This is a genomic window from Streptomyces sp. 351MFTsu5.1 (genome assembly GCF_000383655.1).
GTDB classification, from domain to species: domain Bacteria; phylum Actinomycetota; class Actinomycetes; order Streptomycetales; family Streptomycetaceae; genus Streptomyces; species Streptomyces griseorubiginosus.
Genome location: NZ_KB911776.1, coordinates 449,507 through 464,881, shown reverse-complemented (window position 1 = coordinate 464,881; position 15,375 = coordinate 449,507). Strand labels below are relative to the sequence as shown.

General features: G+C 72.1%; 16 protein-coding genes. 6 read left to right on the top strand and 10 right to left on the bottom strand.

The features are described from left to right. Nucleotides 1–31 precede the first annotated feature (31 nt). Nucleotides 32–2,851 carry a transglycosylase SLT domain-containing protein gene (locus H295_RS0105565; protein WP_234021566.1) on the top strand — a complete coding sequence of 940 codons (2,820 nt, stop codon included), beginning with the start codon at nt 32–34 and terminating at the stop codon, nt 2,849–2,851. Between the two features lie 117 nt (nt 2,852–2,968). Here the strand turns inward: H295_RS0105565 and H295_RS0105560 are convergent, their stop codons facing one another. Next, nucleotides 2,969–3,595 (bottom strand): phosphoribosylanthranilate isomerase, encoded by a 627-nt coding sequence (locus tag H295_RS0105560; protein WP_020134346.1) that lies wholly within the window; start codon nt 3,593–3,595, stop codon nt 2,969–2,971. A 173-nt stretch (nt 3,596–3,768) separates the two neighbouring features. Between H295_RS0105560 and H295_RS0105555 the strand changes: the two genes are divergently transcribed. Then, nucleotides 3,769–5,337, top strand: a complete 1,569-nt coding sequence (locus tag H295_RS0105555; RefSeq protein ID WP_020134345.1) for a carbohydrate-binding protein — start codon at nt 3,769–3,771, stop codon at nt 5,335–5,337. Nucleotides 5,338–5,386: 49 nt separating this feature from the next. Here H295_RS0105555 and H295_RS0105550 read toward each other — a convergent pair whose 3' ends face one another. The 3 genes from H295_RS0105550 to H295_RS0105540 are packed head-to-tail and all read right to left on the bottom strand — an operon-like array spanning nt 5,387 to nt 7,398. Beyond that, nucleotides 5,387–5,713 (bottom strand): antibiotic biosynthesis monooxygenase family protein, encoded by a 327-nt coding sequence (locus H295_RS0105550; RefSeq protein ID WP_020134344.1) that lies wholly within the window; start codon nt 5,711–5,713, stop codon nt 5,387–5,389. Nucleotides 5,714–5,749: 36 nt separating this feature from the next. Next, the gene (locus H295_RS0105545) at nt 5,750–6,772 is read right to left on the bottom strand and encodes a CU044_5270 family protein (RefSeq protein WP_020134343.1); all 1,023 of its coding nucleotides are present in this window, start codon (nt 6,770–6,772) and stop codon (nt 5,750–5,752) included. Next, nucleotides 6,769–7,398, bottom strand: a complete 630-nt coding sequence (locus H295_RS0105540) for an RNA polymerase sigma factor (RefSeq protein ID WP_020134342.1) — start codon at nt 7,396–7,398, stop codon at nt 6,769–6,771. Before H295_RS0105540 ends, H295_RS0105545 begins: the two co-directional genes overlap by 4 nt. A gap of 85 nt (nt 7,399–7,483) precedes the next feature. Between H295_RS0105540 and H295_RS0105535 the strand changes: the two genes are divergently transcribed. Further along, a complete protein-coding gene (locus H295_RS0105535) occupies nt 7,484–7,855 on the top strand; it encodes a hypothetical protein (RefSeq protein WP_020134341.1) in 372 nt (123 codons plus the stop codon). A 32-nt stretch (nt 7,856–7,887) separates the two neighbouring features. Here the strand turns inward: H295_RS0105535 and H295_RS0105530 are convergent, their stop codons facing one another. The 3 genes from H295_RS0105530 to H295_RS0105520 all read right to left on the bottom strand — a co-directional run bounded on the left by H295_RS0105530 (nt 7,888) and on the right by H295_RS0105520 (nt 10,860). Continuing rightward, nucleotides 7,888–8,790 (bottom strand): CPBP family intramembrane glutamic endopeptidase, encoded by a 903-nt coding sequence (locus H295_RS0105530; RefSeq protein ID WP_020134340.1) that lies wholly within the window; start codon nt 8,788–8,790, stop codon nt 7,888–7,890. A gap of 106 nt (nt 8,791–8,896) precedes the next feature. After that, nucleotides 8,897–9,556 (bottom strand): response regulator transcription factor, encoded by a 660-nt coding sequence (locus H295_RS0105525; protein WP_020134339.1) that lies wholly within the window; start codon nt 9,554–9,556, stop codon nt 8,897–8,899. A gap of 101 nt (nt 9,557–9,657) precedes the next feature. Continuing rightward, on the bottom strand, nt 9,658–10,860 hold the full coding sequence (locus tag H295_RS0105520; RefSeq protein ID WP_020134338.1) for a sensor histidine kinase: 1,203 nt from the start codon (nt 10,858–10,860) through the stop codon (nt 9,658–9,660). 209 nt (nt 10,861–11,069) lie between these two features. Between H295_RS0105520 and H295_RS47475 the strand changes: the two genes are divergently transcribed. Next, on the top strand, nt 11,070–11,228 hold the full coding sequence (locus H295_RS47475; RefSeq protein WP_020134337.1) for a hypothetical protein: 159 nt from the start codon (nt 11,070–11,072) through the stop codon (nt 11,226–11,228). A 7-nt stretch (nt 11,229–11,235) separates the two neighbouring features. On the opposite strand, the gene H295_RS0105510 is transcribed toward H295_RS47475, so the two are convergent. Both H295_RS0105510 and H295_RS0105505 read right to left on the bottom strand, forming a co-directional pair. After that, nucleotides 11,236–12,330 carry a sugar ABC transporter substrate-binding protein gene (locus H295_RS0105510; RefSeq protein WP_020134336.1) on the bottom strand — a complete coding sequence of 365 codons (1,095 nt, stop codon included), beginning with the start codon at nt 12,328–12,330 and terminating at the stop codon, nt 11,236–11,238. Between the two features lie 110 nt (nt 12,331–12,440). Continuing rightward, nucleotides 12,441–13,091, bottom strand: a complete 651-nt coding sequence (locus H295_RS0105505) for a DUF4328 domain-containing protein (RefSeq protein WP_020134335.1) — start codon at nt 13,089–13,091, stop codon at nt 12,441–12,443. A 156-nt stretch (nt 13,092–13,247) separates the two neighbouring features. Between H295_RS0105505 and H295_RS0105500 the strand changes: the two genes are divergently transcribed. Beyond that, nucleotides 13,248–13,619: a DUF6479 family protein gene (locus tag H295_RS0105500; protein WP_028809071.1), complete on the top strand. Its 372-nt coding sequence runs from the start codon at nt 13,248–13,250 to the stop codon at nt 13,617–13,619. A 639-nt stretch (nt 13,620–14,258) separates the two neighbouring features. Here the strand turns inward: H295_RS0105500 and H295_RS0105495 are convergent. Further along, nucleotides 14,259–14,741, bottom strand: coding sequence for a DUF7144 family membrane protein (locus H295_RS0105495; RefSeq protein ID WP_020134333.1), 483 nt, complete (start codon nt 14,739–14,741; stop codon nt 14,259–14,261). Nucleotides 14,742–14,890: 149 nt separating this feature from the next. Between H295_RS0105495 and H295_RS0105490 the strand changes: the two genes are divergently transcribed. After that, a complete protein-coding gene (locus H295_RS0105490; protein ID WP_020134332.1) occupies nt 14,891–15,367 on the top strand; it encodes a hypothetical protein in 477 nt (158 codons plus the stop codon). Nucleotides 15,368–15,375 lie beyond the last annotated feature (8 nt).

The following is a 15,375-nucleotide window of genomic DNA, read 5'->3' as shown; positions in this document are numbered from 1 at the left end:
CGGGCGAATACTCGCGGCTTCCGGTGTGTCCGTGGCGGCACTGGCCCTCGTCGCCCCTCTCGCGTCCGCGGCCCTGACCAGCCCCTCCGACCCGGCGCCGGCCCCGACGGACCGCGTCACCGACACCTCGCAACTCCCCTCCGGCTGGCAGAAGTCCGGCGACCGGATCGTCACCTACGACGGTGACGCCACCGGACTGCACGTCCTGGTCGCCGACGCGGCGGACGCCTACCGGTGGCACACCGCGGCCACCCTGTCCGAGCCGGGCGTCGACACCGACCAGTGGATCGGCCAGACGTGTGTGACCGGCTCCGGGGACCGGGCCGTCGTGGTCTACGCGCCCCGGCAGGCCGTCAACGACCAACAGGGCTTCCAGCAGGGCGCGTTCGCCGCCGTGGTCGACCTCGCGGACGGCCGTGTGACCAAACTGCCCGAGCTGGTCTCCCTCGCCTACTTCAACCCCGGCTGCGGCGACGGCGAACAGGCCGTCCTGACCCGGCCGCAGGGCGACGACACCGAGCTGCTCACCGTCGACACGGCACGGGCGAAGCTGGTCCGGCAGCAGACCGTCGCCGGTCAGCTCACCTCCGCCGTGCCCTTCGGGAACGAGATCGCGGCCGCCCGGGGCGACGCCGTAGTCTCGGTGGACGCCAAGGGCGGCACCAGCACCCTCGCCAAGACCGGTGGTACGCCGTTCCGGCTGGTGCCGGACGCACACCAGGGGCTCGCCTACCAGGTGCCCGACGGCAAGCAGGTGCAGGTGCGCCGGGTCACCTCCGCGGGCTCCGACCGGCTCCTCGGCGCCGGCGCGCTGGGCTCCCTCGCGGTGCACGGCAGCGGCGGCCGCGTCTTCGTCACCGGCCGGGACGCCGAGGACGCCGTCGAGCACTCCGCGCTGCCGAAGAGCTGGCGGACGCTGGACGTGCCCGCCTCCGCCGAGGTCTCCACCACCGGCTCGCTCGCGCTGACCTCCGTCGGCAACGGCACCGAGGCGGCAGGCGGCCGGAAGTCGGCCGCGGACGTCGCGCCGCCGGTCGGCATCGACGCGGTGCTGCCCGGCAGCGACAGCAGCGTCGGATTCAAGGTCGTGCCCAAGGCGGCGGCCCAGGGCGCCGAGCAGTCCCCGGCCCTGTCCGACGGCGTGCACACCGACAGCGTCGACCCGGAGAGCGCCGACACCGACCCGGCGACCTCCACCACCGACCCCGACCGCGCCTGCGCCGTCACCCGCAACGACCCGAAGCTCCAGTCGCTCCAGCCCTCGACCGCGCAGGCCGAGTGGGCGACGGACCTCGCCGTGCAGGGAAAGCTCGACGTGCGCCGGCGCAGCGGCTGGAACGGCAGCGAGCTCCCGTCGTACACCCCGCAGGGCCTGTTCCCCTCGACCCCGCTCAAGGGCGGCGGCCGGGTGCCCGCGCAGATCATGCTCGGGGTGCTCTCCCAGGAGTCCAACCTGCTCCAGGCCAGCTCCCGGGCGGCCGCCGGAGAGAGCAGCAACTTCATCCAGGGCGGCTACTACGGCAACGCCGGCAGCGTCCACACCGTCAACTGGGCTGCGGCCGACTGCGGTTACGGCATCTCGCAGGTGACCAGCGGCATGGCCAAGGCGGACACCACCTACACCGCCGAGCAGCAGCAGGCGCTCACCGTGGACTACGCGGCCAACATCGCCGCCGGTCTCCAGATCCTCCAGGACAAGTGGAACCAGCTCCACGACAGGGGCCTGCTCGTCAACGGCGGCGACCCGAAGCACCTGGAGAACTGGTGGCTCGCGCTGTGGGCCTACAACAGCGGCCTGAACCTGCCGAGTTCGACGGACGCGAGCGCCCCGTGGGGCCTCGGCTGGTTCAACAACCCGGCCAACGGCCTCTACCCGGCCGACCGGAAGATGTTCCTGTCGTCCGGCTACGACGACGCCCGCACCCCCAACCTGTGGACGTACCCGGAGCGGGTGCTCGGCTGGGCCGCCTACTCCCAGCAGAAGACGGACCCGGCGACCGGGGCGACCGTCAGGGCGTTCACCGTCGGTGAGTGGCCTTCCGGGGCGCCTGCCGCGGAGCCCGCGCACGACACGTTCTGCAAGCCCACCGCCAACGACTGCGACATCACCAAGCCCCGCAAGGTCGCGGGCTCCAGCCAGCCCGAAGGCCCGTGCCAGCGGGACGACTTCAAGTGCTGGTGGCACCAGCCGGTGAGCTGGACCGACTGCACGGCGACCTGCGGCACCGAGGTGCTGAAGTACGCGGCGGGCGACCCCGAGCCGAAGGTCGCCGCCCCGCACCCGGCGGCCTGCACCTCCACGCTCCCTGCGAACGCCCTCATCGTGGACGACGTGCCGAACACGGTGAAGTTCCGGGTCGGATCCGCCAACCCCTGCGCGGGCAAGCGGAACTGGACCAGCCGGGGCACGCTGACGTTCACCTTCGGGTCCGCGCAGCAGAACGGAGCGACCGTCTATCCCTCGAAGATCGACTTCCATCAGCTGGGGGCCGGGTTCGGTGGGCACTTCTGGCTGACCCACACGCGGGTGCCGTCGTACACGGACTCGGTGGTCACGGGCACCTGGACGCCGGACCGGAAGGTGATCGGGTCGGCGGAGGTCATGGTGCATCTGCCGGACCACGAGGCGAACACGCCGTCGGCGACGTACCGGATCGATCTCGGGGACGGGACGGTCGTGGAGAAGACGATCTCGCAGGACACGGGTGGCAAGAACGCCTGGGTGTCGCTGGGGTCGTACGCGTTCACGGGGACGCCGAGTGTGTCGCTGAGCTCGGCCACGGCTGACGGGACGGGGGATGCGTCGATCGCCTGGGATGCGTTGGCTTTCGTACCGGTGAGGGGGAAGTAGTGCCACGACGGGTCACATTCCGTCTGCCGCACCGTCGTGGCTGGTCGCGCCCGCGCGGCGGTAGCCGCAAATAGACACAGCCCCGCGCCCCTGAAAGCCCTACCTGAGCGCCCGTCGTCAGTCCACCCGGCCGACGGCGGGCGCTCCCGCGCGGGCCGCCTCCACGAACGCCGTGATCAGGGCCGGGTCCTTGACGCCCCGGCTCGCCTCCACGCCGCTGGAGACGTCGACGCCCCACGGGCGGGTGACGTCGACCGCCTCGCGGACGTTCTCCGGCGTGAGGCCCCCGGCGAGCAGCCACTTCTCGCCCGCGCCCGCCACCTGCTTGCTGGACCAGTCCCAGGCGATGCCCGAGCCCGGCACCGGGGCGTCCAGGAGCAGCATGTCCTCGCCGAACTCCCCGCAGCGCGGGACGGAGTCGCCGAAGGCGGCGGCGCGGATCAGGGTCCAGCCGCCGGTCGCCAGGGAGGCGTAGTAGTCACGGTCCTCGGGGCCGTGCAGCTGGACGGCCCCGACGCCCGACTCGGTGGCCACGGAGCGCACGTACTCCAGGGGCTCGCGGCGGAACACCCCCACCGTCAGGACGTTCTCCGGGATCCGGGCGGTCAGCCGGGCGGCCGTCGCGGGGTCGATGCGGCGCGGGCTGTCGGAGAACACGAACCCGATGGCGTCGGCGCCGGCCTCGACGGCCGTGTCGACGTCCTGCTCGGTCCTCAGGCCGCAGATCTTCACGAAGAGCGTCATGCCGCCCACCGTATCCAATTCGTATGTGTGAACAGCAATCACATACACAGCCGTTGACGCGACCATGGCAAGCGCTTACCGTCCCAAGGGCGTCCGCAGAACGCCCGCAGAACGCCCGCAGAACGTCCGCGGAAAAACGTGCCCCCCGTCACCACACCCCATGGAGACGAACGATGCGCCTGAGACCCCTCATCCCCTCCGTCGGCCTCCTCGCCGGCACACTCGTCGCCCTGTCCGGCACCACCGCGCAAGCCGCCCCGACCCGGTACGAGGCCGAGACCTCCCCCTCCATCTGCACCGGAGCCGTCGAGACCGAGTACCCCGGCTACTCCGGCAGCGGATTCTGCAACGGCACCAACGTCACCGGCGCCTACGCCCAGTTCACCGTGTCCGCACCCGCAACGGGCACGGCGACCCTGAGCGTCCGCTTCGCCAACGGCACCACCACCGCCCGCACCGCGGACATCATCGTGAACGGCTCGACGGTCGCCTCGGCCTCCTTCGAGTCCACCGGCACCTGGACCGGCTGGACCACCAAGACGCTCACCGTCCCGGTGACCGCGGGCGGCAACACGGTCCGGCTCGACCCGACGACCGCGGGCGGCCTGCCCAACGTCGACTACCTGGACGCCGAGACCTCAGGGACGACGACCCCGCCGTCCAGCAGCGCCCTGTACGTGGCCCCGAACGGCACCGACAGCGCGGCCGGCACAGTGACCGCCCCGACCACCCTCACCTCGGCCATCAGCCGTATCTCCGCAGGCGGCACGATCTACCTGCGCGGGGGGACGTACGCCTACTCCTCGACGGTGACCATCCCGGCCGGCAAGAACGGCACCGCGGCCGCCCGCACCACGCTCTCCGCCTACCCGGGCGAGACACCGGTGCTCAACTTCGCCGCACAGAGCGAGAGTTCCGCCAACCGCGGCATCCAGCTCAACGCCGACTACTGGAAGCTCTACGGCCTGGTCGTCGAGCGGGCCGGGGACAACGGCATCTACGTCGGCGGCAGCGACAACGTCGTCGAGCGCACCGTGACCCGCTTCAACCGGGACACCGGGCTCCAGCTCGGCCGGATCGCCTCCACCACCCCGGCGAGCCAGTGGCCGTCGGACAACCTGATCCTGAGCGCCGAGTCGCACGACAACGCCGACTCCGACGGCGAGGACGCGGACGGCTTCGCCGCGAAGCTGACCACGGGCACCGGCAACGTCTTCCGGTACGCCGTCTCGCACCACAACATCGACGACGGCTGGGACCTCTACACCAAGACCGACACCGGCCCGATCGGCCCGGTGACCATCGAGTACTCCCTGTCCTACGGCAACGGCACCCTCAGCGACGGCTCGCAGTCCGGCAACGGCGACCGCAACGGCTACAAGCTCGGCGGCGACGACATCGCGGTGAACCACGTGGTCCGGCACGCGCTCGCCTACGGCAACGGCCACCACGGGTTCACCTACAACAGCAACCCCGGCTCGATGACGATCACGAGCAACGTCTCCGTCGCCAACACCGAGCGCAACTTCAACTTCGAGAAGGGCACCTCGGTCTTCCGCTCCAACACCTCGTGCAACAGCGGGGGCAACGACCGGTACGTGGGTGACGCCGACAGCTCGAACCAGTTCTGGTCCGGCACGAACGGGTCCCGCTGCGCCGCGTACTCCGGCGCCCTGGGCTGGTCCTTCGCCTCGAACGGCAGCCTGGTGGTGACCTTCGGGGGCAAGCCGGTCACGCTGTAGAGCGCGGAAGGGACCCCGGCGCGAAAGCCGGGGTCCCCTTCGCCCACCCCTACTTGGGCGCGGCCTGCTGGACCACCTCGAAACTCCACAGCGTGGCGCCGGACGCGGCCGGCCTGGGGCGCTCCCCACGCTCCCCCTCACCGCCGCTCCCGTGCGAGGCCTGCGCCATGCCCGACATCCACTTCTGGAACGACTCCTCGTCCCGCCAGCGCGTGTAGACGAGGTAGGTGTCGGTGCCCTCGACCGGCCGCAGCAGCTCGAACCACTCGAACCCGTCCGAGTTCTCCACGCTCCCCGCCCGGGCGGCGAACCGCTTCTCCAGCGTCTCGCGCTGCTCCTCGGGGACCGTGAGTACGTTGATCTTGACGATGCTCATGTCCGCAATTGTGCTCCAGGGGGCGTCAGCGGGCCGTCAGCGGGAGGCGGCCCGGGCGGGCACCTCGCCCTTGCTGTCGACGACCGCCGTCTCCATCACGGCACTCGTGCCGGCCAGGGTCTCGGTCGTGATGCCCCGGTCCGGGTCGGTGAGGTAGAAGCGGGAGCCGAGCAGGGTGAGTGACTTCCTGTCGAAGATCCACTCCTCGCGGGTGGCGAAGCCGGTGTCGTCGAGGGTGATCGCGATGCCGTGCCGGCCCGCCGCGTCGACGGCGTCGGGGATCTCCCGCACCCCGGGCAGTCGCGCGGCCACCTGGTAGAAGGCGGCCATGGTGGCGGGCGGCATGACCGCGCCGCTGATCAGGTCGCCGATCAGGGAGAAGACCGCCTGGTCCCGGGACTCGCCCTCGACCGGCCTGGCCTCCTTGTACAGCCTGGAGAGCAGGGCGTCGGGGTCGGTGGGCAGCGAGGCCAGCCACCGGTAGGTGGGGTGGTACACGCCCGCCGGGACGGGCTCGGTGGTCTCCATCGGGAGCACTCGGCCGGGCATGATCGCGTCCTTGCCGCTGGACCGGAGCCAGCCGGTGACCCGCAGCGGGCCGGGGTCCTGGGCGGTCCAGCGCTCCTCCGTGTGCAGCGCGCCGAGCTCGACCGGCCCGGTGAAACTCCCCTTGTTCGAGCGGTCCAGCGTCCTGACGTACACGAACTGGTCGTCCCGCACCCGGATCCCGTCGCTCGCCATGGCGGCCGTCGCGATGCGGTGGAGGGTGACGGAGGCGCTGGGGGTCTCCGCGGCGGGGGTGGGCCCGCCGGTCGTGAGCGTGGTGAGCAGGGCCCCTGCCAGTGCCGCGGAGACCAGCGGGACGAGCACGGCCGGCCGGGCGAACCGGCGCCGAGGGGAAGGCCGCTCGGCGCGGGCGAACCGGCGCCGTACGGAGGGCTGTTCGGCACGTTGCTTGTCGTCGTCGATGCGCTGCATCAGTACGTCCTTGAAGTGACGGTGACGCTCCGGCGGGAGGTCCCACTCCGCCGTGGCCGCCAGTTCCTCGGCCTCGTTCATCGGGTCTCCTCCTTCAGGAACAGGGCCGCGAGTGCGGCCTCACTGTCCATCCCTCCGTGAGCCGGGGGCGGTTCCGTCTCCGCGCTCAGCCGGGCGAGGCGGGCGCGGGCCCGTGACAGCCTCGACCGCACGGTGCCGACCGGGACGCCCAGCGCCTCGGCGGCCTGCCGGTAGTCGAGGCCGGCCGACACGCACAGCGCGAACACCTCACGGTCCTGGCGGCTGAGCCGGCCCAGGGCGCGGTGCACCGCCGCGAGCCGCCGTGCGTCGTCGATCCGGCCGGCGCTCTCCTCGGCGAAGTCCTCCACCGGGCGCGGCTGGGGACTGCGGGCCAGGAAGGCGAGCCTGCGCCGCAGACCCCGGTTGACGTTGTACGCCTTGTGCGTGGCGATCCCGAGCAGCCAGGGCTTCAGCGAGCCGCCCTCCGGCTCGACCGTCTCCCGGGTCCGCCAGGCGGCCAGGAAGGTCTCGGACATCGCCTCCTCGGCCTCCGCCCAGTTCCCGGTCAGCCGCAGGGCGTGGTTGTACACGGTCCGCGCGTAGCGGTCGTACAACTCCCCGAAGGCCGCCCGGTCCCCGGCCCGTATCCGCGCCCGCTCGGGTTCCGCCGTCTCTGTTTCGCTCACACCCGTAACGCTCCGCTCCGCTGTGCCGAGTTCCTGTGCCCTGAGTCACATGGCGTGTGCCGTCGAGCGCATACGCTGCGGTCCCATGGAACAGCGCGAGGTCATGCAGAACGTCGTCGGGATCCTCACCGAGGCACTGGAGATGCGCCGGCAGGTGCGAGAACACCCGGACCGGCAGGCCTCGTTGACGGGTGCGGTGTCCGCGCTGCTGGTGGAGACCCTGCCCCGCATCCACCTGCCCGCCGACGCAAGCGGCCACGCGGCGGCGGACGCCGTGGTGGAGGAACTTGGTCCCGCCATCGCGAGCATCGCCAACTGCTTCGCCTTCGCCTTCGTCCAGCTGGCCGAGGTCCATGACGAGGGCCGCACCGACACCTCCGCCGCGGAGGTCCTGCGGCGCATCTCGCTCCGGTTCGCGTCCGGGACCGGGACGGGCACCGGGACCGGGACCGACTGAGGAAGCCCGTTCCGTTCGCCGAGCACCCCGGATCACCGCCTGGGCAGTCCCAGCCGCCCCCGCGTCGCGACCAGCAGGATCACCGCCGCCACCGTCGCCGCGAGCAGGAGGGCCCGCGCCCCGTCGTGCTCGGACAGCGAGGGGAACATGTCCGTCCAGGCGATCGAGAGATAGTTGTTGACGCCGGTGTGCAGCAGCATGACCAGCGGCATGCTCTCGCCGGACCGGTTGAACACCCAGGTCATCACGAAGCTGAAGGCGATCGTCATCGCGACGAACTGCACCGGCACGGTCCAGGACACATGCGGCCCGCCGCCCCACTCGGTCAGGAACAGCGGCAGGTGCCAGCAGCCCCACAGCACGCCGACGACGAGGGTCGCGGTCAGGGGACCGTGGCGGTGCTGCATCCGCGGCATGGCGAACTCCCGCCAGCCCGGCTCCTCCGCGAGCCCGGTGGTGATCATCTGGATGAGGAGTCCCGGCAGGTACGCGGCGAGGATCATCGCGGACGGCAGCGCGGGACCGCGGCCGGCGAGCACGGCGGAGGCGACGGTCAGGGCGGCCGGCACGGAGAGCAGCACCACCAGGTACCAGCGCCAGCCGACCTTGAACCGCAGCATCCGGCGCCGCCAGGTCCGCAGGCCCGCGCGTCCTTCGGTGATCCCGGTGACGAGAAGCGCCGAGGCGATCGGACCGAGGTAGGCGCCGGGCAGGACACCGGTGAGCTGGCTGCCGGCGCGCCCGCCGGGGAAGGTGAACTGCCAGACGTCGAGGCCGTTGCGGGACAGGACGTACGGCGTCCAGGCGGCCCAGCTCAGGGCGAAGGCCAGGGTGAAGAACCAGGTCAGGGGGTTGCGCCGGATGCTTCCGCGCAGGCCTGCGGGCTCGTGCGGAACCGGACGGTTCTCGATGCTGACGGGGGCTTGGACACTCACCGCGGATCCCTTCCGAGGGGGCTGATGTGATGTCTCCAGCACACCAGCGCGGCGCCCCCGGATCATTGCCGCGCACGCCCCGAATCCCCGTACAGCAGGCTGTACTTCAGCGGGTCCGCCGCGCGTCCTCCAGGTACCGCAGCACCGCCGCCACCCGCCGGTCCACCTGGTCGGTCGGCGCCAGGTCGAGCTTCGCGAAGATGCTGCGGATGTGCTTGTGCACGGCCCCGTCGGTCACGAACAGCCGCTCCGCGACGGCACTGTTGCCCAGTCCCTCGGCCATCAGGGCGAGTACGTCCTTCTCGCGCGGGCTGAGCCGGGCGAGCCGGGCGTCCTGGTGGGACCGGGTGAACAGCTGGGCGACGACCTCGGGGTCGATGGCGGTGCCCCCGGACGCGACCCGGCGCAGCGCGTCGAGGAACTCCTCGACCCGGCCGACCCGTTCCTTGAGCAGATAGCCCAGCCCGCCGACGCCACCGGTCAGCAGCTCGGTGGCGAAGCTCTGCTCGACGTAGGCGGAGAGCACGAGGACGGCGAGGCCGGGCCTGCGCCGCCGGGCCTCGACGGCCGCGCGGACCCCCTCGTCGGTGTGCGTGGGCGGCATCCGTACGTCGAGGATGGCCACGTCCGGTCCGTGGGCGTCGATGGCGTCGAGCGCGCCGTCGGCGGTGTCGGCCGTGGCGACCACGTCCAGCCCCTCGGCGCGCAGCAGCAGGGCGAGGCCCTCGCGCAGCAGGGGATCGTCCTCGGCGATCACGATCCGCATGGCAGGTGCACCTCCGGGGTCATGGGAGCGCTCCGGCCGAGCGCTCTCCTGTACGGCCTTGGGACCACTGACGTGCTGCTCACGTACGGCCTCGGGGCGGCTCACGTCCCGCACGGCAGCTCCACCTCCACCACCGTCGGACCGCCGGCCGGGCTGGTCAGCAGGAGGCTGCCGTCGTGGGCGGCCACCCGGCGCCGGATGCCGGTGAGTCCGGAGCCGCCGTTCTCGTCGGCGCCGCCCCGGCCGTCGTCCGTGACCCGCAGCAGGAGCCGTGGGCCCGGGGCGCGAACCGTGACGGTGGCCCGGGACGCGCCGCTGTGCTTGGCGATGTTGGTCAGCGCCTCCGCGACGACGAAGTACGCGGTGGCCTCGGTGGAGGCCGCGCACCGCCGTGGCATCTCCACGTCGAGGGTGCACGGCACCGCGCTCTCGGCGGCGAGTCCGGTGAGCGCCCCCGCGAGGCCCCGGTCCGCGAGCACCGGCGGCAGGATGGAGCGGGAGACGGTCCGCAGTTCCGCCAGCGCCTGTTCGGCTGCGGACTGGGCGCGCTCCAGGAGCTCGTCGGCGCCGGCCGGATCGCGGGCGACCATCCGGCGGGCGGCCCCGAGCAGCACGGTCACCGTGACGATCCGGTTCTGGGTGCCGTCGTGCAACGACCGCTCGATGCGCCGCAGTTCGGCGGCGTGGGCGTCCAGCGCGGCGGCCCGGGTGGCGGTCAGCTCGGCGACCCGCAGGGAGAGGTCGGCGTCGGGCCTTGCGGACAGGAGCCGGCGTCCCGGGCTCGCCTGGAGGCGGGCCAGGGCGGGGGCGAGCCCCAGGATGATGGCGATCCAGCCGACGCCGAGCAGGCACACGGCGAGGGCGTCCGGCCAGGAGTGCGCGACACCGATCCCGATGGAGGTGGCGGTCGCGTCGGTGGGGGCGAGCCGCCAGTACAGCGGAAAGGCGGTGTCCCGCACGGCGAGCAGCGGCAGCACGAAACCGAGCATGCCGAGTGGCAGCCCCACCGCCAGGTGGCGCAGCAGCCAGCGGAGTTCGCGCCGGGTGGTGGGGTCGGTGAGGGCGGCCCGCAGCCGCGCGGGCGGCCGGGGAGGGGCGATGACCTCGGGGCCCCAGCGGGCGAGCCGGGCGCGCTCCATGTCCGCCAGGGCGTGCAGCACGCGCACCCCTTTGGGCAGCGCCAGCCACAGCAGCACGAACGGCGCGAGAGTGGCCGTGCCCAGTCCGGAGACCAGCTGGCCGAGGGCTGCGGCCGCGGTCGTCGCGGTGCCCACGACCAGGCCCTTCAGGTCGGCGGTGGCCATGGAAACCTCCTCTGGCTGGAGGACAACGACCCTAGGCGGAAGGGGGGTTCACCGCACGGCCGGGAGCCGGAAAGTACAGCCTGCTGTACCCCGGACCGGGCGGCGGGCGGGATCGGCCGGACGGGGTGCCGGCTCGTAGCGTCGTCGGCGTCGGGACCACCGACACCCACCTAGACCTACCGACACCCACCGAAACTCTGGAGTGCCCCGTGAACCTCGTCCTGTGGCCCCTGCTCGTCCTCAGCGTGCTGGGCAACGCGATCGCGTCCTTCACCCCGGCCGACACCGCCGTCCACCTGGCCTTCGGCACGGTCACCGCACTGACGGCCACCGCCCTGGTCGTCCGCCGGGTGCGCACCGGCCCCTGAGGAACGGCTACTTGAGGCCGATGGCCGCGCAGTCCGCCGCGTAGGGGGCGGTGCAGATCTGCTGCGCGGTGTAGACGCCGTCCTTGATGACCGTCTGCTCGATGTTGTCCTTGGTCAGGGCGACCACCGGCACCAGCAGCGACGGGATGTCGTTCTGGGTGGGGCTGTTGACCTTGTCGCGGATCAGGGCGTCGAACTGGAGGTCGCGGCCCTGGATCTTGTAGACCGCGATCTGCGCCGCGTTGGTGGCCTCCAGCAGGAACGACTTGTACACCGTCATGTACTGCTCGCCCGACACCACCCGCTGCACGGCGGCCAGGGTGGCGTCCTGTCCGGTCACCGGCGGGATTCTGGTCGCCCCCGCCTCCTTGAGCTCGTCGATGACCGCGCCCGCCATGTCGTCGTTGGCCGAGTAGACGGCGGCGATGTTGTTCAGGCCGACGGAGGCGATCGCCTCCTTCATGTGGGCCTTGGCCACCGAGGGCAGCCACTCGCGGGTGTCGTACTGCTTGGCTATGACGACCTTGCCGTCGAGCTCGCTGTGGGCGCCCTTCTCGAACAGGGCGGTGTTGGGGTCGGCGGGCGACCCGTTCATCATGACGATCTTGCTGGACTCGGCCTTGTCGCCGAGCGCCTGGACGATGGACCGGCCCTGCACCTCGCCGACGAGTTCGTTGTCGTGCGAGACGTAGGCGTCGATCGGGCCCTGGGCGAGACGGTCGTAGGCGATGACGGGGATGCCCGCGTCCTTCGCCTTCCGGACGGACGGTTCGATGGCCGCGGCGTCGACCGCGTCCACCAGGATCACGTCCACCTTGTCGGCGACCATCTGCTGGAACTGCTCGCTCTGCCGCTTCGCGCTCGCCCCGGCGTTGGCGTAACTGACCTTGCCCTTGTTGTGGGTGAGGGTCGCCACCTCCTGCTTGATGAGGGGGTAGTCGAACCGGTCGAAGCGGCTGGTGTCCCGGTCGGGCAGCAGCAGCCCCAGGGTGATGTCGTCGCCCTTCTTGGGGGTCACCGCGGTGTCACTGCCGACGACTCCGCAGGAGCTGAGCAGAAGGGCCGACGCGCAGACGGCCACGACGGAGGGGACGGTACGCATGGCGATCCTGGGGGTGGGGGGCTGTCACGTAGGCGCAACAGTAGGTGCCCTCTCCCCTGATCAAACGCCCTGCCGCCTTCCTTCAAGGGATCACCACTCGGCGTCCGCAACTAGTCGCCGATGTGCGCATGTTGTGTGTCGGTGAGCGTGCGCACCATGAGGACGGCGGCGACGGCCGCGCCGACGACGGCGAGGTCGGCGAGCAGCAGACCGGTGACCCCGTGGTAGGCGCGGGCGATGGTCTCGTCGGTGCTGTCGTCGTACATCAGCCCGACACCGGTGACCAGTCCGACCAGCCACAGCGCCCACCACACGTTCACGACGGCGGGCAGCTTCCGGCCCGGGGCGCTCTTGTGGTGGATGTCTGCGACGATGCCGCGCGGGAACCACAGGTTGACGATCGGCACGACCCAGGAGGCGTAGACCCAGATGCCGGCGTAGCGGGGCGGCTCGCCGGACAGGGCGCGCGCGTTGTCCCGCATGCGCCACAGCCAGCCGATGAACAGGGCCGCGCACAGCAGGACGAGGAGGTCGCCGGCCGCGCTGACCAGGTGGTACGAGTTCTCCAGCGCGTTGAGCGGGCGGTGCCGGCCCTCGCCCTGGTCCGGCGGCCCGGAAGCGGGCTCCCCCGCCACGGCGAGCCGCACCTGCCACACGGCCCGCAGCGCCCAGGCGGCACCGGCGAGCGTGAGCCCGGCGACGGCGAGCCGGGCGGAGCCGTGCGCGGGGCGGAGGGCGGGTCGGACGGCGTTCTCGTTCATGTGGTCCCCCGGGGAGAAGATCGGTTCACCCTCTCATCGTTGCGAACCCTGGAAACGGTTCACGGGGGTCTGCTCGGCGGGGGCGGAGCGTGCGAGAACTCGATCCTGTGCCTGCCTGTCGCTGCCCATTCGGGCCGAATCGGCGATAATCGGACTATGAGTACGACGACGTTTGTCCTGGCGGCCACGTCGAGCGAAGTACTCAACGTGATCGCCGCCTTTGTCGGTGGCCTGTTCATCGCCGGTGCACTGGTGTGGGCGGTGCAGTTTGGGATGCGGGTCCAGGACCGCGAATCGCCGCGGCCACGCGTGGAGGATCAGCCCCGCCTTCCGGAGACGGGTCCCGTCCGCGAACTCCGGGAGATGCGGGAACCGGACGAGCTGGCGGACGCCATGGACGGGCAGGAACGGCTCCTGCCCCACCAGCTCCACCACTCGGGAACCAGACGAGGAAAGGACCAGCACCGCAAACGCTGGCTGCCCGGCTCCAGCGGAGGCTTCGGCAGCGGCGGCCTCGGCCACGTCTGACGGGACTCGCGTCCCGGTCCATGTCGAGTTCGGGGCAGGTGAGGGGTGGGGGTTGTCCGGCGGACGGGCTGGTCGCGGCGGCGGCATGCCGTGCTGGGGGGCGGCGGTCGCGGGGCGCCTGCGGGCGGGTTTCTGCGGGGCGGTCCAGTCCGGGACGTTGCCATACCCCGCGGCCTCTGTCCGCAGCCGCAGCCGGGCGGCGCAGCCAGGCAGGCGAGAGGTACGGGTGTCCGGCGGTCTGGCGGGTTGCGGCGGCGGCATGCCGTGCTGGGGGGCGGCGGTCGCGGGGCGCCTGCGGGCGGGTTTCTGCGGGGCGGTCCAGTTCGGGGTGTCCCCGTGCCCCGCGGCGCCTGTCCGCAGCCGTGGCCGGGCAGCCGCAGCCGGGCAGGTGGTGCCGGGCAGGTGGTGCCCGTGACGGGGCCCCCACGTGGGGCCGCTCGGGTGCCCAGGCCGGTCTGCTCTGGGCCGGGCCCGGGAACGAAGGCGGGGCGGGGCCGCAAGCCGGGGTCCGGTGCGGCAAGCTCGGTGGCCGCATGGGGCCCGGCCGACCGGGATCGCCCCCCGACCCGACCGCCGACGCCGTCGCGGCCGGGCCCCGCTGGGACGATCCGCAGGGCCCGGCCGAACCCACAGCCCCCGTCAGCCCCGCATAGCGGGCCGGTACACCGCCAGCGCCCAGATCACGAAGAAGTCGAGGCCGATCATGATGACCGACCAGACCGGTGCGTAGGGCAGGAACAGGAACTGGGCGAGCATGCTCAGGGAGGCCAGGAAGATGCCGGTCATCCGGGCCCACCCGGCGCCCCGGAGGATGAACGCGCCGGTCACCACGGCGACCACGCCCAGGCAGAGCAGGATCACGCCCCAGCCGGTGAGGCTGACCTTGTAGACGTAGTCACCGACCCGGGCCCACACGTCGTCCTTGGCGAGCAGGGAGATGCCCTGGAAGATCGCGAGGACACCGTTCATCAGCATCAGCACACCGGCGAAGACGACCCCGCCGGAGGCCCACGCGGCCTCGGTGGGCGTGAACCCGGGGCCCGGCGCGGTCGCGGACATGCCCGCCGACGCTTGCTGCTTCCCGCCGGCGGACGGCTGGGTGGCGTGCGGTTGCTGTGTCATGGCCGTGTTCCACCTTTCGTGATCGAGGTGCTTCGACCATCCGGCGCAGCGCGGGCGGCCACCACGGGGGTGGGCCATTCGGGTGACGCCGGGCGTGCGGCCGTACGGCGGCGGCCCTTCACTGGAGGGACCGCATCCTGGGAGGCGAGATGACCCGCTGGACGACGCCCGCACTGCTGGCGGCCCTGGCCCTCACCGGACTCACGGGCCTGACCGGCCTCACCGCCTGCTCCGACGGTGACAGCCCGTCCTCCGTGGCGAGCAAGGTCGCCTCGGCCGCCTCCCGGGCCGGGGACGCGGTGTCGTCGGCCACGGCGGAGGCGGGCCGGCGCTTCGACGACATCAAGAACGGCGTCGACGCCAGGGACGACGTACGGCTCGCCTCCCCCAAGACCGCCGCCGACGGCCGTACGACGGTGGAGGTCACCGCGACCAACCGCGCGGACTCGGCGAAGTCCTTCGCCGTCGAGGTCGACTTCACCGGCCAGGACGGCAAGCTGCTCGACGTGGTCGTGGTGACGGTGTCGGACGTCCCGGCGGGCGGCACCGGCCAGGCGACCGCACGCAGCACGCACGCCCTGTCGGGGAAGGCGACGGCGAAGGTGTCGCGAGCGGTCCGCTACTAGAACCGCCC

Excerpts from the sequence above, each read along its gene's own strand:
- H295_RS0105560 (WP_020134346.1), bottom strand. The coding sequence starts at position 3,595 with ATGACGCTCTTCGTGAAGATCTGCGGCCTGAGGACCGAGCAGGACGTC.
- H295_RS0105555 (WP_020134345.1), top strand. The coding sequence starts at position 3,769 with ATGCGCCTGAGACCCCTCATCCCCTCCGTCGGCCTCCTCGCCGGCACA.
- H295_RS0105550 (WP_020134344.1), bottom strand. The coding sequence starts at position 5,713 with ATGAGCATCGTCAAGATCAACGTACTCACGGTCCCCGAGGAGCAGCGC.
- H295_RS0105545 (WP_020134343.1), bottom strand. The coding sequence starts at position 6,772 with ATGAACGAGGCCGAGGAACTGGCGGCCACGGCGGAGTGGGACCTCCCG.
- H295_RS0105535 (WP_020134341.1), top strand. The coding sequence starts at position 7,484 with ATGGAACAGCGCGAGGTCATGCAGAACGTCGTCGGGATCCTCACCGAG.
- H295_RS0105525 (WP_020134339.1), bottom strand. The coding sequence starts at position 9,556 with ATGCGGATCGTGATCGCCGAGGACGATCCCCTGCTGCGCGAGGGCCTC.
- H295_RS0105520 (WP_020134338.1), bottom strand. The coding sequence starts at position 10,860 with ATGGCCACCGCCGACCTGAAGGGCCTGGTCGTGGGCACCGCGACGACC.
- H295_RS0105510 (WP_020134336.1), bottom strand. The coding sequence starts at position 12,330 with ATGCGTACCGTCCCCTCCGTCGTGGCCGTCTGCGCGTCGGCCCTTCTG.
- H295_RS0105505 (WP_020134335.1), bottom strand. The coding sequence starts at position 13,091 with ATGAACGAGAACGCCGTCCGACCCGCCCTCCGCCCCGCGCACGGCTCC.
- H295_RS0105500 (WP_028809071.1), top strand. The coding sequence starts at position 13,248 with ATGAGTACGACGACGTTTGTCCTGGCGGCCACGTCGAGCGAAGTACTC.
- H295_RS0105495 (WP_020134333.1), bottom strand. The coding sequence starts at position 14,741 with ATGACACAGCAACCGCACGCCACCCAGCCGTCCGCCGGCGGGAAGCAG.
- H295_RS0105490 (WP_020134332.1), top strand. The coding sequence starts at position 14,891 with ATGACCCGCTGGACGACGCCCGCACTGCTGGCGGCCCTGGCCCTCACC.